This is a genomic window from Microcoleus sp. EPA2, assembly GCA_020882975.1.
In the GTDB taxonomy this organism is placed as follows: Bacteria; Cyanobacteriota; Cyanobacteriia; order Cyanobacteriales; family Microcoleaceae; genus Microcoleus.
On record JAHRFD010000035.1, the window covers coordinates 14903 to 34493 of the forward strand.

13 protein-coding genes are annotated in these 19591 nt (G+C 45.3%); 11 read left to right on the forward strand and 2 right to left on the reverse strand.

What is annotated here, in order from left to right; translation table 11 throughout:
- Positions 1–44 precede the first annotated feature (44 nt).
- From AAFP14_RS22900 to AAFP14_RS22945, 10 genes are all read left to right on the forward strand, one after another.
- Positions 45–617: a hypothetical protein gene (locus AAFP14_RS22900; protein ID WP_340523647.1), complete on the forward strand. Its 573-nt coding sequence runs from the start codon at positions 45–47 to the stop codon at positions 615–617.
- Positions 618–899: 282 nt separating this feature from the next.
- On the forward strand, positions 900–1613 hold the full coding sequence (locus tag AAFP14_RS22905) for a GUN4 N-terminal ARM-like repeat domain-containing protein (RefSeq protein WP_341734496.1): 714 nt from the start codon (positions 900–902) through the stop codon (positions 1611–1613).
- A gap of 112 nt (positions 1614–1725) precedes the next feature.
- Positions 1726–2388 carry a class I SAM-dependent methyltransferase gene (locus AAFP14_RS22910; RefSeq protein ID WP_341734497.1) on the forward strand — a complete coding sequence of 221 codons (663 nt, stop codon included), beginning with the start codon at positions 1726–1728 and terminating at the stop codon, positions 2386–2388.
- A 581-nt stretch (positions 2389–2969) separates the two neighbouring features.
- Positions 2970–5324, forward strand: a complete 2355-nt coding sequence (locus AAFP14_RS22915) for a GumC family protein (protein WP_341734498.1) — start codon at positions 2970–2972, stop codon at positions 5322–5324.
- 90 nt (positions 5325–5414) lie between these two features.
- Positions 5415–6125 (forward strand): M15 family metallopeptidase, encoded by a 711-nt coding sequence (locus AAFP14_RS22920; protein ID WP_341734499.1) that lies wholly within the window; start codon positions 5415–5417, stop codon positions 6123–6125.
- A 311-nt stretch (positions 6126–6436) separates the two neighbouring features.
- On the forward strand, positions 6437–7510 hold the full coding sequence (locus tag AAFP14_RS22925; protein WP_341734500.1) for a glucose-1-phosphate thymidylyltransferase: 1074 nt from the start codon (positions 6437–6439) through the stop codon (positions 7508–7510).
- A 149-nt stretch (positions 7511–7659) separates the two neighbouring features.
- On the forward strand, positions 7660–8193 hold the full coding sequence (locus AAFP14_RS22930; RefSeq protein ID WP_341734501.1) for a hypothetical protein: 534 nt from the start codon (positions 7660–7662) through the stop codon (positions 8191–8193).
- A 96-nt stretch (positions 8194–8289) separates the two neighbouring features.
- Positions 8290–10428: a glycosyltransferase gene (locus tag AAFP14_RS22935; RefSeq protein WP_341734502.1), complete on the forward strand. Its 2139-nt coding sequence runs from the start codon at positions 8290–8292 to the stop codon at positions 10426–10428.
- 226 nt (positions 10429–10654) lie between these two features.
- A complete protein-coding gene (locus AAFP14_RS22940) occupies positions 10655–11725 on the forward strand; it encodes a glycosyltransferase family 4 protein (RefSeq protein WP_341734503.1) in 1071 nt (356 codons plus the stop codon).
- Positions 11726–12061: 336 nt separating this feature from the next.
- Positions 12062–13144, forward strand: a complete 1083-nt coding sequence (locus AAFP14_RS22945) for a glycosyltransferase family 4 protein (RefSeq protein ID WP_341734504.1) — start codon at positions 12062–12064, stop codon at positions 13142–13144.
- Positions 13145–13232: 88 nt separating this feature from the next.
- Here AAFP14_RS22945 and petG read toward each other — a convergent pair whose 3' ends face one another.
- A complete protein-coding gene (gene petG / locus AAFP14_RS22950; RefSeq protein WP_015174208.1) occupies positions 13233–13352 on the reverse strand; it encodes a cytochrome b6-f complex subunit V in 120 nt (39 codons plus the stop codon).
- A gap of 180 nt (positions 13353–13532) precedes the next feature.
- Here petG and AAFP14_RS22955 point away from each other — a divergent pair, with 180 nt between their 5' ends.
- Entirely contained in the window at positions 13533–13913 is a 381-nt protein-coding gene (locus tag AAFP14_RS22955; protein ID WP_341734505.1) for a c-type cytochrome, read from the forward strand.
- Between the two features lie 265 nt (positions 13914–14178).
- On the opposite strand, the gene AAFP14_RS22960 is transcribed toward AAFP14_RS22955, so the two are convergent.
- On the reverse strand, positions 14179–19446 hold the full coding sequence (locus AAFP14_RS22960) for an SdrD B-like domain-containing protein (protein WP_341734506.1): 5268 nt from the start codon (positions 19444–19446) through the stop codon (positions 14179–14181).
- Positions 19447–19591: the final 145 nt, after the last annotated feature.

Sequence of the window (19591 nt, forward strand, 5' to 3'; positions counted from 1 at the left end):
AATCAGATGCAGGCTTCGATCCTATTTAAGTTCATAAAAACCCAATGGAAAACACACTCGTGACTACTCGCAGACAGCGGGTATTGACAAGAACCCAGGAACGGCGTCAAGCTACACCCAAAGAAAAAGAGCTGATTCACTTGCTGGCGAATATGGCTTGCAGTTTGGTGAAGTATGACTATCAGCACGCTAGCGGTAAGGGGGTACTCCCGCCATCGGAACGGAAGCTTTTGGCCCAATGGCATTACCTGCGAGTTGAGCAAATTCGCCGGATCGAACGCAGTTTGGAGCCTGTAGCTGCCCTGAAGCGGGTGTATTACAAGAGCATCCTCAGTCCTAGGGATTTGAAGTCTTTGAAACTGCTGTGGACGGAAGAGGATAACAACCGGGTTAAGCGAGTCGATCCTGATTTGGATGATATCCTCAGCGAAGCTTTGGATCGGGGAGATACTTTAAAACAGCTATTTCATTCGATCGAGGTTAAGGAACGTCAATTTTCGGCTACTCCCTGCCCTGGGGTGGTGCCTCTGTGGGTGAAAGAGTGGGAACTTGCGGGATATGATATCAACTATTTTCCGCCTTCGTTCTCTGCCTGGGCTTCGGTAGTGGACGATTAGGCTCTAGAAAACTGTTGTGAACTACTCACCGCTCACCTGGAGTACCAGGTATGGTGGGGGACTTCCCGGCGGTGTAAGTTAAATCGGATCGTCAGATGCCGCTCCTCAATTTATTTTTGTTGGTTCCCATTCCTGATGACTGTGGGGGAACTCTGATGTTCCTCCCCCTTTTGGGCAGGGACATCCCAACAGATAGAAGTGAATCGGAGTCAGTACCATTGTACAATGGGGAAAAACCAGGGCTTCAGCTAATAGCTGATAGCTGATAGCTGATTGTTTCTCATGACTGACTCGATTTCTACTTCTCCATTAGACTCGGCGGCTGTATCAGCCGAACTCCGCTCTCTGTTGAGGTCGGGTTCGGAAAAAACTCAACTGCAATTTCTGCAACAGATGGCAGATTCCAGTTGGGATGTATTGATGGAATTTTTATTAGAGCGCAAGTCGGATGAACCGACGGCAGTAATGGGTAAGGCTTACCAAATTTTGTATAGTGCTAATTCTCCGAGAGCGACGGAGTTTTTGCAAGTGCATTTTCCCACAGGGGTTGTGCCACTGCGATCGGACTCGAATATTGATTACACTCCACTGCAACAATTATTGGCCCTACAGGAATTTCAAGAAGCCGATCGCTTGACTTTAGATAAACTTTGTGAATTGGCGGGGGAAACAGCTTCGGCAAGAAAGTGGCTGTATTTTACCCAGGTGGAAAGTTTGCCCGTGGCAGATTTACAAACAATCAATACACTGTGGAAGGTTCATTCTGAAGGAAAATTCGGCTTTTCGGTGCAACGGGAAATTTGGCTAAGTTCGGGTAAAAATTGGGATAAGTTGTGGCCCCTAATTGGCTGGAAGAAGGGGAATAATTGGACTAGGTATCCCCAAGAGTTTATTTGGGATTTGAGCGCGCCTAGGGGTCATTTGCCGCTGTCTAATCAGTTGCGGGGCGTGCAGCCTTTTTCGGCTTTGATGGCTCATCGGGCTTGGTTGAAATGAGCGCAAACGAGTTTGTTTGTGGATGTAGCAACCTTTGCGACATTTAAGTGATTCTCCATCGCTTTTACCCAAAAGCATTCTGCATTCTTCATTCTTCCTGATATCTGAATCTATGTTACTTCCAGACGATCGACGAACCAAGTTAGACGACACCGACGACAACTTGTTCTATGCTTATCCCCGGTTTGTGACTCATGTTGACGAGGGATTTATTCAGCAATTAACGGATTTGTATCGGGAGCGGTTGAAACCGCATACTCGGATCTTCGATATGATGAGTAGTTGGGTTTCTCACTTACCAGATGACATCGAGTTTGCCCATGTGGAAGGGCATGGCATGAATCAAGAAGAGTTGGCGAAAAATTCGAGACTGAACCATTATTTTGTCCAGAATTTGAATGCCAATCCTAAATTGCCACTAGCCGATGCCGAGTTTGATGCTGTTGTCAACTGCGTTTCGGTACAGTATTTGCAACACCCCGATCTGATTTTTGCGGAGATCCACCGTATTTTGAAACCGGGTGGTGTGGCAATTATCAGCTTTTCTAACCGGATGTTTTATCAAAAAGCAATTGCGGCTTGGCGGGAAGGTTCGGAGGGCGATCGGGTAGAATTGGTCAAGAGTTACTTTGATGCTGTCAAAGGAGCGAATATACCCGGATTTAGCAAACCGGAAATAATTTATAAGCAGTCCAGTTTGCCCAGTTTCATGAAAATGCTGGGAATAGGAAGTGGCGATCCTTTTTATGCTGTAGTTGCTTACCGCCAATCTTAGGATATTGAAGTCGAGTTTTCCTGGTAGGGCAATTAAATTTCAACTCTCAACTTAAAATTTAAAAACACTGGACTCTTCTACCTTCCAGGGGGTTAGACTTCAACATCTACATTTGCGATCGATGGGAATAATATTATATGTGATGCTGTAGCTACTTACAAGTTATGCTTAATCCTCAGCGCTGTAGATATTTTTTGTTCTCAGGTGGTCAAAAAAAACTCAATGAAAATCCCCATACATCTTCCTCAAATCCAGAGTAACGAGAATCTTCAAGCCCTGATGTCACCCTGGATTATTGAGTGATTTACCGTTGAGTTACCACACTCATCAACCTTTGGACCAAAGAATTTGGGAGTTTTGGGAGGGGGTGAATTTATTTTGTTTTAAGATTAAAATCTACTTGATACCTATTGTCTATGAGTAAGAGTACAATGTGTCAACATTGATAATGATTAGAAGTAAGGTAATTGGCATTGACACACCAAGAATCTCGTGTGATATCGTTAAGTAAAGGGTGAAACTGTCAATCGGAATATGCTCATAAGCGATTATTTTTAGTAGCAAAATATAAAGAGGTCAACATGGAAACAGAACAAGACCCTAATATCGTAGAAATTAGCACCCAAACCAGACCGGTGCAGCAATTCTCCGCCGAGGAAGGAGAAGAGTCAGGCGAAAAGCCTCAAAAATCCTTGAATATAGCCCCGCTATTGAGGACTTTTAAACGGAAAGCCTTGATAATTATTGGGATTGTAGCCCTAGCAAGTGGTGGCATAGTCTACCAGATAAAAGGTAGCAAGAAAACCTATCAAGGTGATTTTCGGATGTTAGTGGAACCGGTAACAACGGAAGCCAGGATTGCCGATCCCTCTGCTTTGGCGAATCGCGAAGGCGGAGTGCCGAGTCGAGATTTTTTTAGTCTCGATTACGCAACTCAACTGGAAATTCTCAAGAGTCCTCAAATGCTCTCAGAGATTACAAAACAAGTCAGAAAGCACGATCCCAAATTTACTGAAGAGTTTCTCAAAAAAGGATTGCTAGTATTGCGCCTGGGAGATACTGAACTAAATAAAACTAAAATTTTGGAAGTGAGATTCTTGGGTCAAGATCCTAAGTTAGTGGAATTGGTTTTACAAGAAACTAAAAAGAAATATTTAAAGTACAGTCTTGACGAACGCAAAAGTCGCATTGGTGAAGGTGTTAAATTTATTGAAGACCAGCTTCCAGGACTGAATAAGCGCGTCAACGATTTAAAGTCGGAGTTGCAGATTATCCAACAGCAGCAAAGGATCGCCGATCCGAAAGAACAAGGAGCGCAATTGATCCAGCAAGTTCGGAATATAGAAACCTTACAACTAGAAACCCAAAGGCTGCTAAAAGAGCAGAAGATTCTGTATGCAAACTTGCAAAAACAATTGGATTTTACACCAAATGAAGCTATTGCAGCGTCAGCTTTAAGCGAAGAACCTCAATATAAAGAACTGCTGACGAAGGTGAAGGAAGTAGAAGGTCAGATTGCGGTAGAAACAGCTCGGTTTAAGTCGGCGAATCCGATAGTGGAAGCTTTAGAGCGGAAGCGGGCAAATTTAATAGCATTACTAAATAAGCAAACTGACAGAATTTTGGGTCAAAATTTAGTAGGAACTCAGGCTAATTCTAAAGTTCAAAATTTCCAGAATTCCATTCGTATTGGCTTGATTAAGCAATTGGTTGATACTGCTAACCAAGTTCAAGTTTTAGAGGCTCGCAATCAAGCGATTACGCAGACAAGAAACAATTTGGATCGACAAGCAAAAGAATTTCCTACCGTAGCCAGACGCTACAACGAACTGCAACAGCAACTAGATATAGCTGCGCGCACGCGGGATCAACTTTTGACTCAGCGGGAAACGCTACGGGTGCAAGCGGCTCAAAGTCAAGTACCTTGGGAAATAATTTCTGAGCCTCAAATACCGCGAGATCCTGATGGGAAGATGATTCCTGTGGCATCTAAAAATACCAATAAATTAATGATGGGGGTGCTTGGGGGGCTAGTTTTGGGTCTGGTGCTGGCGATAATCATCGAAAAAATACAGAATACATTTTACGGTGCTGACGATGTTAAAGATGCAGTCGATTCCCCTTTGTTGGGTGTAATTCCTGTCAACAAAACTGCTAAAAATTTCTATCCGTCTATTGCAAATGCCTATGAGGTTCTGGAAAACAAGGAGAATAAGTATAAAAAAAATGCTGCGGAATTTATAGAAGCTTTTGACTCTCTTTATACTAACATTCGCTTTCTGTCTTCCCATCGGGCGATCGCCTCTGTGGTCATCGGTTCGGCTACAGCGGGGGAAGGCAAATCTATCATCGCTTTCAATTTAGCTCATGTGGCCGCGCTAGCAGGTCAGCGAGTGCTGTTAGTAGATGCAAATTTGCACGATCCCAGTCTTGATTTGCTGTTAAGTTTGCCAAATGCAAAGGGATTGAGCGATTTGTTGCAAAATAAAATTGAATTTAAGGAAGCGATTCAACGATCGCCTGTAGCGGATAATTTGTTTGTACTAACTGCGGGGATTCCTCAACCGGGCACTTCCAGACTGCTGGCTTCGTCTCAGATGCAGTATTTAATGGCAGAATTTAATGGGATATTTGACTTGGTGATCTACGATACGCCCCCGCTGGTTGAGAGTAAAGATGCTAATTTTTTGGCGGCACGGACTGATGGCATACTGATGGTGGTATCAATTCTCAAGGTGAAGCATTCTGTAGTGAAGAAAGTTTTCGCTCAATTAGAAAACTTTGGTATTCCTTGTTTAGGAACCGTTGCCAATCATATTGGTAAATCCAAAAAATATCAAGCTTCAAAACCACATTTACTGGCAGATAAAAATGAATATTTGAATTTTGCCCCAATCCCGTCGAGTCTGCCTAAATTAGCTCCCAAAAAAGAGTGAGTTGGATGCGGGTTCAACTCAGCAATGATGCGGGAGTTGGGATAGTGAGTAGAAAAGATTGAATTTAAAATTTGGGGTGTAGCTCAGTTTATGAAACCATATCAGCAAATAGCGATCGATGAATGCGGAGAAGCTTTAGTGGCAATTCCGGCTGACATATTTGCTTTGGAACAGCCACATCCCTATCAAAAATTAGGGGCTCCTTATCAGGAAAGCAAAGTTGATTCTCCTTACTATCTACGCCAAGGAGTTATAGATAGTTTGATTGGGGTTCAAAAGCGTTTGCAGCAAGATTATCCTGATTGGCAAATTCTGATATTTGATGCTTATAGACCAGTGGAAGTGCAGCAGTTTATGGTGGATTTTACTTTTGCTGAAATTGCCAAAGCTCAAGGCTATGAATTGCCAGTTTCCGAAGATAAAAGACAAGTAATTCTAGAGCAAGTGTATCAATTTTGGGCGGTGCCGAGTCTCGATCGCGCTACACCGCCACCCCATAGTACGGGTGCAGCCTTAGATGTGACTTTAGTCGATCGCCAAAACGGGCCAATTGATATGGGTTCTCCCATCGATGAAATATCAGAACGTTCTTATCCTGATTATTTTGCCAGCAGTAAGGAACCCGCCGAACAAGCATTTCATTGTCGGAGAAAAATATTAAAAAATGCGATGATTGCTGCTGGTTTTCGACAGCATCCTCACGAGTGGTGGCATTTTTCCTTGGGAGATCAGATGTGGGCTTGGTCCATGGGTGAACAACAGAGGGACAAACAATTTGTCGCCCGATACGGCCGTTATTGAAAGAAGGAAGAAGGTGCTTCGACTTCGCTCAGGAACCAGGAAAAAGGTGCTTCTACTAGGGTGGGGTAAGGGAGTGAGGAATCAGGAAGAAACAATTGGGAGCGAGGGTTTGAGCAATTAAGAATGTCCTCAAGGTATTGAGGGTGGCTGTGATTTTGCTAAAAAGTCGATCGCCTTCAATCCATGGAATCAGAATAGACCCAGACTCTTGCCACGGGAGGAATGGTGCTTTAAGATGAACGAAAGCGAACAAGTGCAGACAAATCCAGTCAGCACCGCAAACCAAGCAAGGATAACTCAGAGTTAACCAAATGAAAGCATTAATCCTCTCTGGCGGCAAAGGAACACGTTTGCGTCCCCTCACCTATACGGGTGCAAAGCAGTTGGTTCCTGTGGCAAATAAGCCCATACTGTGGTACGGAATTGAGCTAATTGTGGCGGCAGGGATTACGGATATTGGGATTATTGTTAGTCCCGAAACTGGTGAAGAAGTGAAAGCGAAAACCGGAAATGGCGATCGCTTTGGTGCGAAAATTACTTATATTTTGCAGGAAAAACCAGCGGGATTAGCTCATGCGGTTAAAATCGCCCAACCATTTTTGGGAGATTCTCCGTTTATCATGTACTTAGGAGACAACTTAATTGAAAGTAAACTAAATCCGTTTTTAGAGACTTTTAACAACAACAAACTAGATGCTTTGATTATGCTGCGGCAGGTGGCGAATCCTACTGCTTTTGGTGTAGCGACAGTGGATGAAAAAGGGCGAGTATTGCAGCTAGTAGAAAAACCGAAAGTCCCCCCTTCTAATTTAGCATTAGTTGGGGTTTACTTTTTTGCTCCTACGATTCACGAGGCGATCGCTCAAATTCAACCATCTGCCCGTGGCGAACTAGAAATTACTGATGCAATTCAACAGCTAATTAATCAGCAAAAAAAAGTTGAAGCTTGCAATTTAGAAGGTTGGTGGTTGGATACGGGCAAAAAAGACGATTTGCTAAGTGCTAACCAAATTATCCTAGATAGCTGTATTGTAGCTTCGACAGAATTAAAAGTAGATGCGAAAAGTCAAATTATCGGGCGAGTACAAATTGGAAAAAGTAGTGAAATAGTTAACTGCACGGTACGCGGACCAGTGGTGATTGGGGAAAATTGCCACATTGAAAATTGCTTTATCGGACCTTACAGTAGTATTGCCGATCGAGTCACGATGATTGATGCGGATATCGAACACAGTGTCATCTTGGAAGGTGCTAAAATATCAGGGATTGAGCAACGAATTGTGGACAGCGTAATCGGCCAGCGAGCTCAATTAACTAATGCTCCTATCCGTCCGAAAGCGCTGAGGTTTATGATTGGGGATGACAGTCAAATCGAGTTGGTGTAAGTTTGGATATTGCCAATATCGGCAGCAATCATGCGGTTTGACAAGAAATAAATGTTTTTGTGGGGTGGGCCCGAAAGCCCGCCCCCTTAACAGGTTAAGATGGGTGTTTCCCAAGCATCGATACTAAGTTATCCAAAGGAGAGGAAAGTTTGCAGTCTGAAGAAATACCAACTCAACAAATAATTGATAAATTACGACAAACTTTGGAACCACGAATTGGTATTGTTGATTCGCCATTGTCTGTGAGAGAAAAAAGTGCGATGGCGCTTGAGGAAGAAGATGAAGATATCGCTCTGTTAAAAACTGGTTTTGATATTTACAATATCCCAATAACCTCTTACCAAAGGAGGCTTGGTTCCGCAGTAATCGCGGTTAGAAAAATAGTCAGAAAATTGCTAAGACCTGTACTAGAAAGACAAGTAATTTATAATTTTGCCAATACGCGCGTCGTTCAAACATTGAGCAATCAATTGCAAAAATTGCAGGAGAATCAGCAAAGCCTAGAGAAAAAAATTCAATCTGAATTTAGCAACGAGTCTCCTGAAGTTAGAGCTAAACTTGAGATTCAACAAACAGCGATCGCAGCACTGCAATCTGAAATAGAGCAAATAAAAGCTATACAGGAGCAGCATTCTGCTATGTTAGAAGAAATCCGGGTGAGATTGCTAGATCTACCGCGATAAAATATCAAAAATCACACCAAGCAATTTTCGTTCTCTAAGTCTATAAATTTAGTCGCGAGAGTAATCTAAGTTCTAAAATCTAAAATCTAAAATTTGATGATCGCACTACCAATATGCTCGCTAATTATAGTTAACTATAACGGTTTTCGCCAAACTAAAGATTGCTTAAAATCGCTCCAAAAACTTGCGTATCCCGAAGAAAAACTAGATGTTATCTTAATAGATAACTGTTCTCAAGACGACTCAGTTAAATCTTTGCAGGAATCCTTTCCTAAAGTTCGCATTGTGGTAAATTCAGTCAACAACTTTGCCAAAGCTCTTAACTTGGGTATCAGCAAAGCTCGAGGACAGTACATCGCATTTCTGAATAACGATGCTACTCTAGAAAGTCGGTGGTTAGAAATTTTAATTAAACAACTAGAAAGCAACCCCAAGGCTGGTGCTGCTAGTGGCAAATTGCTGTTCAAAGACGGGCGAATTAATAGTGTGGGAATTCAGCAATTACCTAATTTTTATTGGCGAGATGTGGGCTTTGGGGAGAAAGATGCAGGACAATATGATACAGAACGCACCGTAGAAGGTTTGTGTTGGGCTACGGTGCTGTTTCGTAGGGAATGTCTCGAAGATGTGGGACCGATAGATGAAGATTTTGTGATGTATTTTGAGGATGTTGAGTTTGCGAAACGCTGTCAAAAGCGGGGTTGGGAAATGCTTTATATTCCCGATGCGATCGCACATCACGAATACCGAGGCTCAAGTCGGGGAAGTAAACTCACGGAGTATTTTTGTAACCGTAATCGTTTTTTGTATTTAGCAAAACACGAACCTTTGCAATTAGTTTCTGCGATTCATACTTCGGATTTTTTTACGAATAAACAGTATGATTTGTTGTTCGAGAGCATATTTGTAGCAATTAAAAAATTGCTAGAGTATCAGAAGCCGGAAATAGTAGAAACTGTGCTGTCGCAATTGTCGGAAAAGTTGGCGGTGATTTATAGTCGGCTAAAAGTCGATCGCATTTTGTCTCGGTTACAGGTGGTTCGAGGCGATCGCCAAATGTCGATCGGGATTTACGATCACGGACTGCATTTTATTGGTGGGGGACAAAAATATGTAGCGACAATGGCTTCCCTGCTGCAAAATCAATTTAGTATCACTTTTATTACTAACAAACCAGTGGCGATTTCGGATTTAGAATCCTGGTACGGACTCAACCTTTCCCAATGTCAAATAAAAGTGATTCCGTTGCAGTTTTACGAAAAGCGCGGAATGCAGTGTATTGATTCCAGCATGATTACCGATGACTTGGAAAATCCCTTTGATGAAATTGCCAAAGAAAGCAAAAATTATGATATTTTTGTGAACGCTAATCAACTGGAAAAAGTCAAACCATTGTCCCCAATTTCAGTATTTTTCTGCCATTTTCCCAATACTTTTCGCAACCGTCATTTTGCGGTTGATGACTACACGTTCATGATTGCTAACAGTCAATTTACTGTCAAATGGTTGGAGAAACGCTGGAATCTCAAACCCACTTTTTTACTGTATCCGCCCGTAGAAATGGCAACTTCTCAAGTGCCGAAAGAAAACATTATTTTAGCTGTGGGACAGTGGGAAGCTGGGGGAACCAAAAAGCAAATTGAATTAATTAAAGCTTTTCGCAGTTTGCGGGAGAATTATCCAGAACAACTGCAAGGATGGCGGCTAGTTTTGGTGGGAAGTAGTGTTCCTCGCAATCCTTATTTAAAGACTGTTCAAAGTTTATTGAAGCAAGATTCTAGGGCGATCGAACTTAAAGTCAATGCTGACTTGGAAGAGGTAAAATCGCTTTATGCTAAAGCCAGTATATTTTGGCACGGCTGCGGTTTGGGAGAAGTCAATCCCCAAAGATTTGAACATTTCGGGATGGCGACGGTGGAAGCAATGCAAAACCGTTGTGTTCCGATTGTTTTCAACGGTGGTGGACAACCGGAAATTGTGGAACATGGGCGATCGGGTTTTTTATTCAACACTGTGGAGGAACTGTGTCACCATTCCCATCAACTGATTGCTAATCCTGATTTGTTAGTAGAATTTCAAGGGTTTGCTGAACAGCGTGGCGAAGGTTTTAGCAGTGCATATTTCGAGGCAAAAGTCAAGCAATTTTTTGATCTCATTCGCCAAGAATATGCTACAATGCCTCTGCCCAATCCAGGGTATGTAGCTCAAATGCTCGATATCGATCGCGCTCGATAAATTGCTCCGATGCGGGTTTTACCAACAATATTTAATGATGACAAACAATTTATATAAACCCGCCCCCACAGCGCCAATAACTTACACCAAATCTGACTTCTGTCCAACCATAAAAATGTACATTTTGATTCTGAGTGGGGGCGGGTTTAGGAGATTATGGGTTTTCGGCAATTATTTTTGGTAAAACCCGCCCCTAAAATATAGATAAATTGTGTTTCCTAAAATCATGTCCAATTCACTGTTAATTAATTTGTCATTTTTAACTCCCCAACCAACGGGAATTGGCATCTATGCAGCAAATCTGTTTCCCCAACTTAAAAAACTAGAACCAACCTTACTTAGTTCCCAACAGATTGAGGATTATACTTGCTATCAAATTCCGGGAAATCTCACCCCCGATAGTGGGAGTAAAGGACAGATAAACAGAATATTGTGGACTCAATTTAACTTACCTAAAATTTACCAAAAATTGAACTCAAGCCTGATATTTTCTCCAATTCCCGAAGCACCTTTGTATTCAGGCTGCCGCTATATAGTCACAGTACACGATTTAATCCCTTTGCGATTTCCCCAAAAATTTTCGCGTTTGACAGCTTATTTCCGCTACTATATACCCCAGGTTTTGCGACAAGCGGAACACATTATTTGCGATTCTCAAGCTACGGTGGAGGATGTGGCTCAATTTTATCAAATTCCGACCCAAAAAATGACGGCAATTCCCCTAGCTTGCGATCGCCTTAATTTTAGATATTTAGACTTACCAGTCAAAAATTATTTTCTGTATACAGGGAGACACGATCCTTATAAAAACCTGGAAAGGTTAATTGCAGCCTTTGCGAGTTTGGGCGATCGGGCAAATTACGAACTTTGGCTATCGGGGCCAAGCAATGCGTACACACCAAAATTGATAGCACAAGTTGCAGAATTAGGACTAGAATCTGCCATCAAATTTTTGGGTTACGTTCCCTACGATCGATTACCCATAATAATGAATCAAGCCATCGCCCTAGTTTTCCCAACACTTTGGGAAGGATTCGGCTTACCAATTTTAGAAGCAATGGCTTGCGGCACTCCTGTAATTACATCCAACCTGTCATCAATGCCAGAAGTGAGCTCAGATGCGGCATTATTAGTAAATCCTTACAACATTGGAGAAATCGCCGCAGCAATGCAAGCCATAGCCACAGATGCAAAATTGCGATCGCACTTAAAGACTGCTAGTTTAGCTAGAGCAGAGCAATTTAGCTGGAACAAAACCGGAGAAGCCACTGCCAATATTTTACAAAAACACCTTTAAATCATCTCTCTTAATCTCTTCCCTCTGCGCCCTCTGCGCCCTCTGCGGTTAAAAAAAATCTTACAAAAATATTTGTAGAGGCGGGTTTCACCAATAATCTATGTGAGAAACTAACAATCTGTAAAACCCGCCCCCACCCAACACACAATCCAAATACTGTGTGGGGGCGGGTTTATCTAGATTGTTTGTATTCATCAAATATTCCTCGTAAAACCCGCCCCTACAGGAATTATGGTTAATTAGCGGGTTTATCTAGATTGTTTGTATTCATCAAATATTCCTCGTAAAACCCGCCCCTACAGGAATTATGGTTAATTATATCGAATATATTATCCCATGCCAAATCCCCAATCCAACTTACTAATCAACCTCTCCTTCCTAATTTCCAAACCAACAGGCTTAGCAATCTACGCCAAAAACCTCTTTCCCCACCTAAAATCCCTCAACCCAACATTACTAAGCGCCACGGAAATTGCCAATTATAGCTGCTATAAAATCCCATCAAACTTAACTCCCGAACAAGGAACCAAAGGACACATCAACCGATTGCTGTGGACACAAACCCAGCTTCCCAAAATTTACAAACAGTTAAAATCCAACTTAATATTTTCGCCAATTCCAGAAGCTCCGGTATTTGCAGCTTGTCGCTATATAATTACAGTGCACGATTTAATTGCACTCCGATTTCCCCGCCGTTTCGATCCGCTCACACCCTACCACCGCTACTATATTCCCCAAGTGCTGCGACAGGCTCAACACGTTATTTGCGATTCGGAAGCAACGGCTAAAGATATTGCTGAATTTTGTAAAATTCCGAGAGATTTAATTACGTCAATTTCCCCTGGATATGATAGCAGTTTTTTCCGTTTTTTAGACTTGCCAACTAGCAATTATTTTCTTTATATTGGTCGTCACAATCCTTATAAAAATTTGCAGCGAGTTGTAGCAGCATTTGCTGCTTTACCCAGCAGTGGTGAGTATGAGTTGTGGATAGCTGGATCGGAAGATAAACGCTATACGCCACTGCTGAAAGCGCAGGTGCAAGAATTGGGATTGGTCGATCGCGTCAAATTCTTAGACTACATTCCCCCCGGTGATTTACCGAAAGTCATCAATCAGGCGATCGCCCTGGTTTTTCCTAGTCTTTGGGAAGGATTCGGCCTCCCGGTGCTCGAAGGAATGGCTTGTGGCACTCCTGTCATCACCTCTAACCTGTCTTCTATGCCAGAGGTAGGGGGGGATGCAGTGTTGTTAGTGAATCCTTACAGCGTGGATGAAATTACCGCTGCTATGCACCAGCTTGTAAGGGATGTTGGAGTGCGATCGCACTTACGGGAACTAGGTTTGGCGAGAGCAAAACTATTTAGCTGGGAAAAAACTGGTGGGGAAACTGCTGCTATTCTCGATCGCTATGTTTAAGGAAGCAAGAGGGAAGAAGGAAAAGGGAAGAAGGAAGAGGGAAAAATTCTCCCCATCTCCCCATCTCCCCAAGACTCTACAAGCCGATTTACTTGTTGATACCCAACTGATCGCCACGCTTGTACTGCTGATAAGCAGCAAAAAACAGCCCCGACAGAGTAACAAAGATGAGGCCGAGAACAATACCTGAAAGCAACGGTTCTACCATGAGAGCTCCTTATCGTTAAGATTTAACAACCTATTTTTAATATTACCAGCACTTACACAGATGAATTTTCGGAAAACAACGATAACAGCGGTCTGAGATCTTGATCTCCCCACGGGGAAGGATTAAGCTATGTTATGAGAAATAAATTTTCTTGTAGATACTTTTTTTAATTGAACTCCTTTGAATAACCAAATTGCCAAAAATGAAACTGAAAACCCGATCGAGCGAATTGGCATATTTTTGCTAGCGTTCTTACTCGCGATCGTGTTATCAAGCTTAGCAATACGCCACTTTCAAGCGGTCGATCCCTACGTCAGCAGCGTACTATCCTTGACTGGAGACCCCATTCAGGGTGCAGCCATCTTTCAAATGAACTGTGCCGGGTGTCACATATCCCTGTCCGACAGTCAAGTGGGGCCAAACTTACATTTAGTATCCGAGCGCAAATCCGAATTCGATTTAATCCGCCAAGTCACCAGCGGACAAACCCCACCCATGCCACAATTCCAGCCAAGTCCCCAAGAAATGGCCGACTTGCTCATATATCTGGAACAAATTTGAACCAGAAAGCAAAGTCGGACTCACGCCAGGGCTGTTTCATTCTCTTGTAGGGGGGGTGCCTGTGAGTGCCCGCCCCAATCTCACCAAACACATACAAAATCGTGGATGAGGAGGGTAGGCACGCACCATCCACTACCCCTACAAAATCATCGTTTTCCTGAGAATGAAACAGCCCTGGGCACTACCCCTACAAAACGATGATTTGTTTGAGAATGAAACAGCCCTGGGCGAGGGGTGGGTATTATTCCCCTGCCACACTAATGAACTATACCAATACGTTGAAATCCTGAGCTGTTAGCAAGCTCGATCGCACGCCATTGAGAATAGCCAAAACTTCACCAGTAGCGGTAACGGCGATCGCAGCCGATCCATTAGTTTGACTAAACGACAATTGACTGAAATCCAAGCCACCGGTCAAAACCAGGGAATCAACTCCTTGGGTGAAGTCAACAATCGTGTCCAAACCGCCGCCATCTGTCAACAAGAAACTGTTGCTACCGTCGCCACCAATCAGAGTATCGTTGCCAAGGCCACCAAACAGCAAGTCATCGCCAGTGTCGCCAAACAAGACATCATCGCCACTGCCGCCAAGTAAGCTATCGTTATCGTCGCCACCACACAGAGTGTCATTACCTTGATCGCCAAAGAGCACATCGTTACCACTGACACCCAAGAGGACATCATCGCCTTTGCCGCCGTAGGATAAATCATCACCTTCATCGCCAGAGATGGAATCATTGCCACGATTACCATAAAGGACATCGTTGCCGAGATCGCCAAAGATAGCGTCAAAGCCTTTGCCACCTAGCAGAGTATCGTTATCGACACCTCCGTAGACACTATCGTTGCCAATATTGCCATTGATATAGTCACCGCCCTGACGCCCAAAGATCAAATCACTGCCACCCAATCCGAAGATAGAGTCACGGGCTGCACTACCGAAGATCGTATCATCACCATTAGGGCCATTAATCACAGTACCCGCGATCGGGATACCCAACTCATTAGGAGTATCCACCCTGGGGAAGCTGTCAGGACAAACCAAATCCGTGGTTTGCGAGCTCAGAGGAGTATCTGGAGTCGGAGTTGGTGCCGGAGTCGGTGCCGGAGTCGGTGCCGGAGTCGGTGCCGGAGTCGGTGCGGGAGTCGGTGCCGGAGTCGGTGCCGGAGTTGGTTCAGGAGTCGGTGTCGGAGTCGGTGCCGGAGTCGGTACCGGAGTCGGCCTCGGAGTTGGTGTCGGAGTCGGAGTCGGAGTCGGTGCCGGGAAGTTACCAAAATTGACGTTATTGACAATAGCCCCAGAAGCCAGCACGATGTCGGCGGGGTTAGGGGTGCTTTGGCTAAACCCAGTTTGCGCGATTTCCCGGACGCGGTAGGTTCCCGGTGTCAGGTTCGTGAATAGGTAGTTCCCACTATTGTCTGTAGTGGTGTTAACAGGAGTAGCAGCAACTACCCCAGTCGTAACATTAGTTAACTGAATTTGGAAACCGGGCAAACCCAGTTCTCCGCTGTCTTGAGTGCCATTATTATTAGAGTCTCGGAACTTCAGACCTCGGATCGTAGCCGGTTGGGGCAGAAAGTTGCCGAAGTCAATACCCGTAATGCTATTACCACCAACAATCGTCACCGGGGCCGGATTAGGAGTAGTCTGCGTCCAGCCATTTTGCTGGACTTCCCTTACCTGGTAAGTGCCTGCGGGAATCTCAACCAGAGTGTAGTTACCGTTGGTGTTGGTAATAGTCGTGGGTTCGGTTTGTTGAAAGACGCCATCCTGGTTGATATCCAGGAAGATTTGCCAGTTTTGCAGCCCCAATTCCCCGGTATCCTTGATGCCGTTGTTGTTAGCGTCGCTGAATTTTTGCCCGCTAATTGTACTCGACTTGAAGTTGCCGAAGTTAATGTTAGCGATGTCTTGACCGCTGGTGACAGTAATATCTGCCGGGTTGGGGGTAGTTTGTGTCCAACCGGTTTGCGGTACTTCCCGCACCTTGTAAGTACCTGCGGGCAAATTGAGGAATTTGTAGTTGCCGGCGGGATCGGTGTCGGCCTTGGGTTCGTCTGTGTCGGGAGTGCCGTTGCTGTTGGTATCAAGGAAAAATTGCCAGTTGGGTAGTCCGGCTTCCCCTGCATCCAGGAAGCCACTCTTGTTGATGTCGTTGAACTTGATACCGCTAATCGAGTTGGGCTTGAAGTTGCCGAAGTTGTTGTTTTGGGAGTCTGTACCACTGGTGACGGCGATCGTAAACGCACCTGGGGCAGCCGGTACCGTTTGCGTCCAGCCCGGTTGCAGCACTTCCCGGACGTTGTAAGTGCCGGCTGTCAGGTTGATGAACTGGTACTTACCGGCGCTATCAGTAACGGTGGCAGTTTCTCCTGGTTCTTGGGTACTGTTGGTGTTAGCATCCAGGTAGATTGTCCAGCCTCCTAGGGCTGGTTCTGCTGGATCTTGGACACCATTTTTATTGAAGTCATTAAATTTGAGCCCGCCGATTTTGCCTAGCAGGAAGTTACCGAAGTTGGTGGGAGTGGCTGCGGTGTTGGTGATGTTGACACCACTGGTTGCAGTGATGCTACCAGTAGGGGTAAGAGTTTGCCGCCAACCAGTCTGTGCCACTTCCTTTAGGGTATAGGTGCCTGGCCCAACATCGGTAAAGGTGTAGTTGCCTGTGGTAGCTGTGGTTTGGGTTTTGACCACTGCACCGGCGGCGTTAAGTAACTGAATATCAAAAGGAGTTGCCGGTGCAACTTCTCCGGTATCTAGGACACTGTTGCCGTTTTTGTCATCGAATTTGGTGCCGCTAATGGTGATGTTTGTGAAGTTGCCGAAGTTTCCGCCAGCGACAGTTGCACCGCTTTGGAGGGGGATGTCGGCGGGATCGACTGTGGTTTTTGTGGAACCTGTCGGCACTACTTCGCGGACTCGGTAGCTAGCACCGCCGGTCAGCGGACCAAGGTTCAGGAAACTATAAGCACCAGTGTTAGTTGTGTTTTGGGTGGTGATAGTGGCTCCGGTGACGGAGTTGATTAAGTTGACTGGGATGTTTGCTAATCCGGTATCTCCTGTGTCTTGGACTCCATTGCCGTTTTTATCATCAAAGATGAGACCATTAATGGTCATGGACTGGAAGTTGCCAAAGTCTTTGCTGTTAGAGTCAGCAATACCTGTGTTGTAGGGAGTAGCGGTAGCTGTAGGGAAAGTTTGCTGCCAATTAGTTACTGCCTGTTCTCGAACGGGGCTATTACTCTTGGTGTCGAGGAGGGTGTAATTCCCACCCGTTGCGACTGTCACCCGTTTTTCCGCACCATCTAGGGTGCTGTTATTGTTGTCATCTACATAAACAACAAAGTTTTGGACTGGAGTTATTACAGTTGCTTCTGTCCCGTCTTTGGCCGCATTGCCGTTGCTGTCGTTGAATTTCTGACCCTGGACGACTGGGCCGTACTCGTAAGCACCAATGTCAACATTGGGTTTACTGACAAGAGTGTTGTCAATTTTTCGAGGGAAACCTGTGCCGCGTTGGTCTGTAGTACCGGTAGCGGCAGTGTTGTCGCCACCGCCAATGGCAGGGTTAGTGCTAGTGGTAACGGGGCTGTTGTCAACTAGGGCCAGGGTAAAAGGAGCGGGAGCAGTGGCGCCATTCAATCCGGCAGAGCCCACTGGTGCTAATACATTGGCAATGGTCAGAGGAGCGGTTAGTTGTTGAGTTACTGTCAAACCAGTGCTAGTGCCGAGAGCCCCGATCAGGTTGTTGTTCCCGACGAATGCTCCAGTAAGGTCGGGGTTAGTGGTGGCAGTATTGCCAGCCACGATCGTGTTTTTGACCGTAACTGTACCGCCGTTGTTGTAAATGCCACCTGTAGTTCCCGCTGTGGCACTGTTGTAGGCGATGGTGTTGTTAGTGAGAGTGGCTGTAGCACCAGTGTTGACAAAAATTGCACCGCCAGCAGCTTGACCTGCAACTGCGGTACCACCACCGGAAGCACCCCCCGTCACGGTGTTGCTATACAGGGTGCTATTGGTCATGGTGAATGTGCCACCGTTGATAAAAATTGCGCCGCCTAAACCAGCACCGCCGCCACCAAAACCAATCGCACTTGCACCGCCAAAAGTCCCGCCAGCGATCGCAGCATTACCGCTACCGCTACCACCGCCGAAGCCACCTGGGCCACCTGGGCCGTTAGTCCCAGCCGCCAAACCAGTACCAAAAGCACCGCCAGCACCGCCGCCGCCACCAAAGATGCCAGCACCGCCAGTACCACCATTACCACCATTACCTTGAGTACCAGTACCAGCAGCACCGCCAACACCACCGGCACCACCACCACCGCCGCCACTACCGACAACGCTACCAGCACCACCAGTACCACCAATACCTCCATCACCACCGTTTGTGCCGCCAACACCAGTACCGCCAGTACCACCTTTACCGCCAGTACCGCCAGCAGTACCAGCACCCCCCGCCTCGCCAGCCTCGCCAACCCCACCGGCAAGGCCATTACTTGCTAGACCAGTTCTACCATCTCTACCATTTGTCCCTGTTGTGCCTTCAAAGACAGTAGCCAGATCCGCGTTGCCACCGTTGCCACCATTCCCCGCAGCACCTGCACCGCCGACAGCCTGGTTACTGGAGAAAGTTACTTTGTCAACAATTACATTCCCACCGTTGATAAAAAGTGCGCCTCCTAAACCCGCAGCCCCACCACCACCAGTGGTTCCTGGGTTGCCTACTGCTTTTGCAGAATCTATGGTGAGGTTAGAGAGGTTAAATGTTGTGTTATCAACTACGAAGGCACGGTTGTTATTATTGCCACTGATCCTGAAGCCACCACCAACAATTGTGGTGGTGTCCGTAATTCTCGGTAATAGGCCTGTGAGGGTGATATTGCCAGTGAGGGTGATCGTGTCAATCCCAGTGTTGGTGTTGGCAACATTGATGGCATTTACCAGTTCGTTAAAGTTAGCAACTTTTTGTTGCAAGTCAGCCAAAACACCGCTGTAAGCCTCTCTCGCCTCTGGGGAAAATGCCACAGCCGTCTCTATTTTGCCTGTAGTGACTTCCAGTTCCCAGTCTCCACCCAAGGCTGCATTCCCAGTCAAGTTATTGGAAGCGGCAACTTCTGCTCCGGTGAGCTGGCTCAGCCTTTGGACAAAAGCGACACCGGCTTCTGTGGCTGCGACGTTGCAACCGTAAAGTAGAATTTCGGGTTTAGCTGTAATTCGAGAGTTCGAGTTTTCCTCTGCTGGTAAAGCAAACCATGTTTCTAGGCGATCGCGATAAGTTTCAATGTTACTTAGGTTCAGTTCTGTTGCACCGATTTGCACGCACGCCTCGGCACCGTGAGACAGAATGTGAACTGCTCCTATATTTTGCCGTTGTTTGAGTGTTGCTGCTATTTGCTCGATGCCGTCGCGATCGCCCTTGAGAACAATAACTTCTGTATCGAAATCAGTGCTTTTCGTTAAAATTTCGCAATTTTTAACTTTGGGATCTACAAAAACTATCTGTTGGTTTCGTACTTTGTCAAATTCCATGATTTAATTCCTCTGGTACACCCACACATCAAATTCATAACACAAACCAGCCCTAGCAGCGATCGCCTTTTGTTCCTGTGCCCATAAAGTCGATCGCCCCTGCTTCCACATATGCTTTTGTATCTATTGACAGCAACGTTTTTTT

Coding starts and splice junctions, on each gene's coding strand:
- AAFP14_RS22900 (WP_340523647.1), top strand. CDS start 45: ATGGAAAACACACTCGTGACTACTCGCAGACAGCGGGTATTGACAAGA.
- AAFP14_RS22905 (WP_341734496.1), top strand. CDS start 900: ATGACTGACTCGATTTCTACTTCTCCATTAGACTCGGCGGCTGTATCA.
- AAFP14_RS22910 (WP_341734497.1), top strand. CDS start 1,726: ATGTTACTTCCAGACGATCGACGAACCAAGTTAGACGACACCGACGAC.
- AAFP14_RS22915 (WP_341734498.1), top strand. CDS start 2,970: ATGGAAACAGAACAAGACCCTAATATCGTAGAAATTAGCACCCAAACC.
- AAFP14_RS22920 (WP_341734499.1), top strand. CDS start 5,415: ATGAAACCATATCAGCAAATAGCGATCGATGAATGCGGAGAAGCTTTA.
- AAFP14_RS22925 (WP_341734500.1), top strand. CDS start 6,437: ATGAAAGCATTAATCCTCTCTGGCGGCAAAGGAACACGTTTGCGTCCC.
- AAFP14_RS22935 (WP_341734502.1), top strand. CDS start 8,290: ATGATCGCACTACCAATATGCTCGCTAATTATAGTTAACTATAACGGT.
- AAFP14_RS22940 (WP_341734503.1), top strand. CDS start 10,655: ATGTCCAATTCACTGTTAATTAATTTGTCATTTTTAACTCCCCAACCA.
- AAFP14_RS22945 (WP_341734504.1), top strand. CDS start 12,062: ATGCCAAATCCCCAATCCAACTTACTAATCAACCTCTCCTTCCTAATT.
- petG (WP_015174208.1), bottom strand. CDS start 13,352: ATGGTAGAACCGTTGCTTTCAGGTATTGTTCTCGGCCTCATCTTTGTT.
- AAFP14_RS22960 (WP_341734506.1), bottom strand. CDS start 19,446: ATGGAATTTGACAAAGTACGAAACCAACAGATAGTTTTTGTAGATCCC.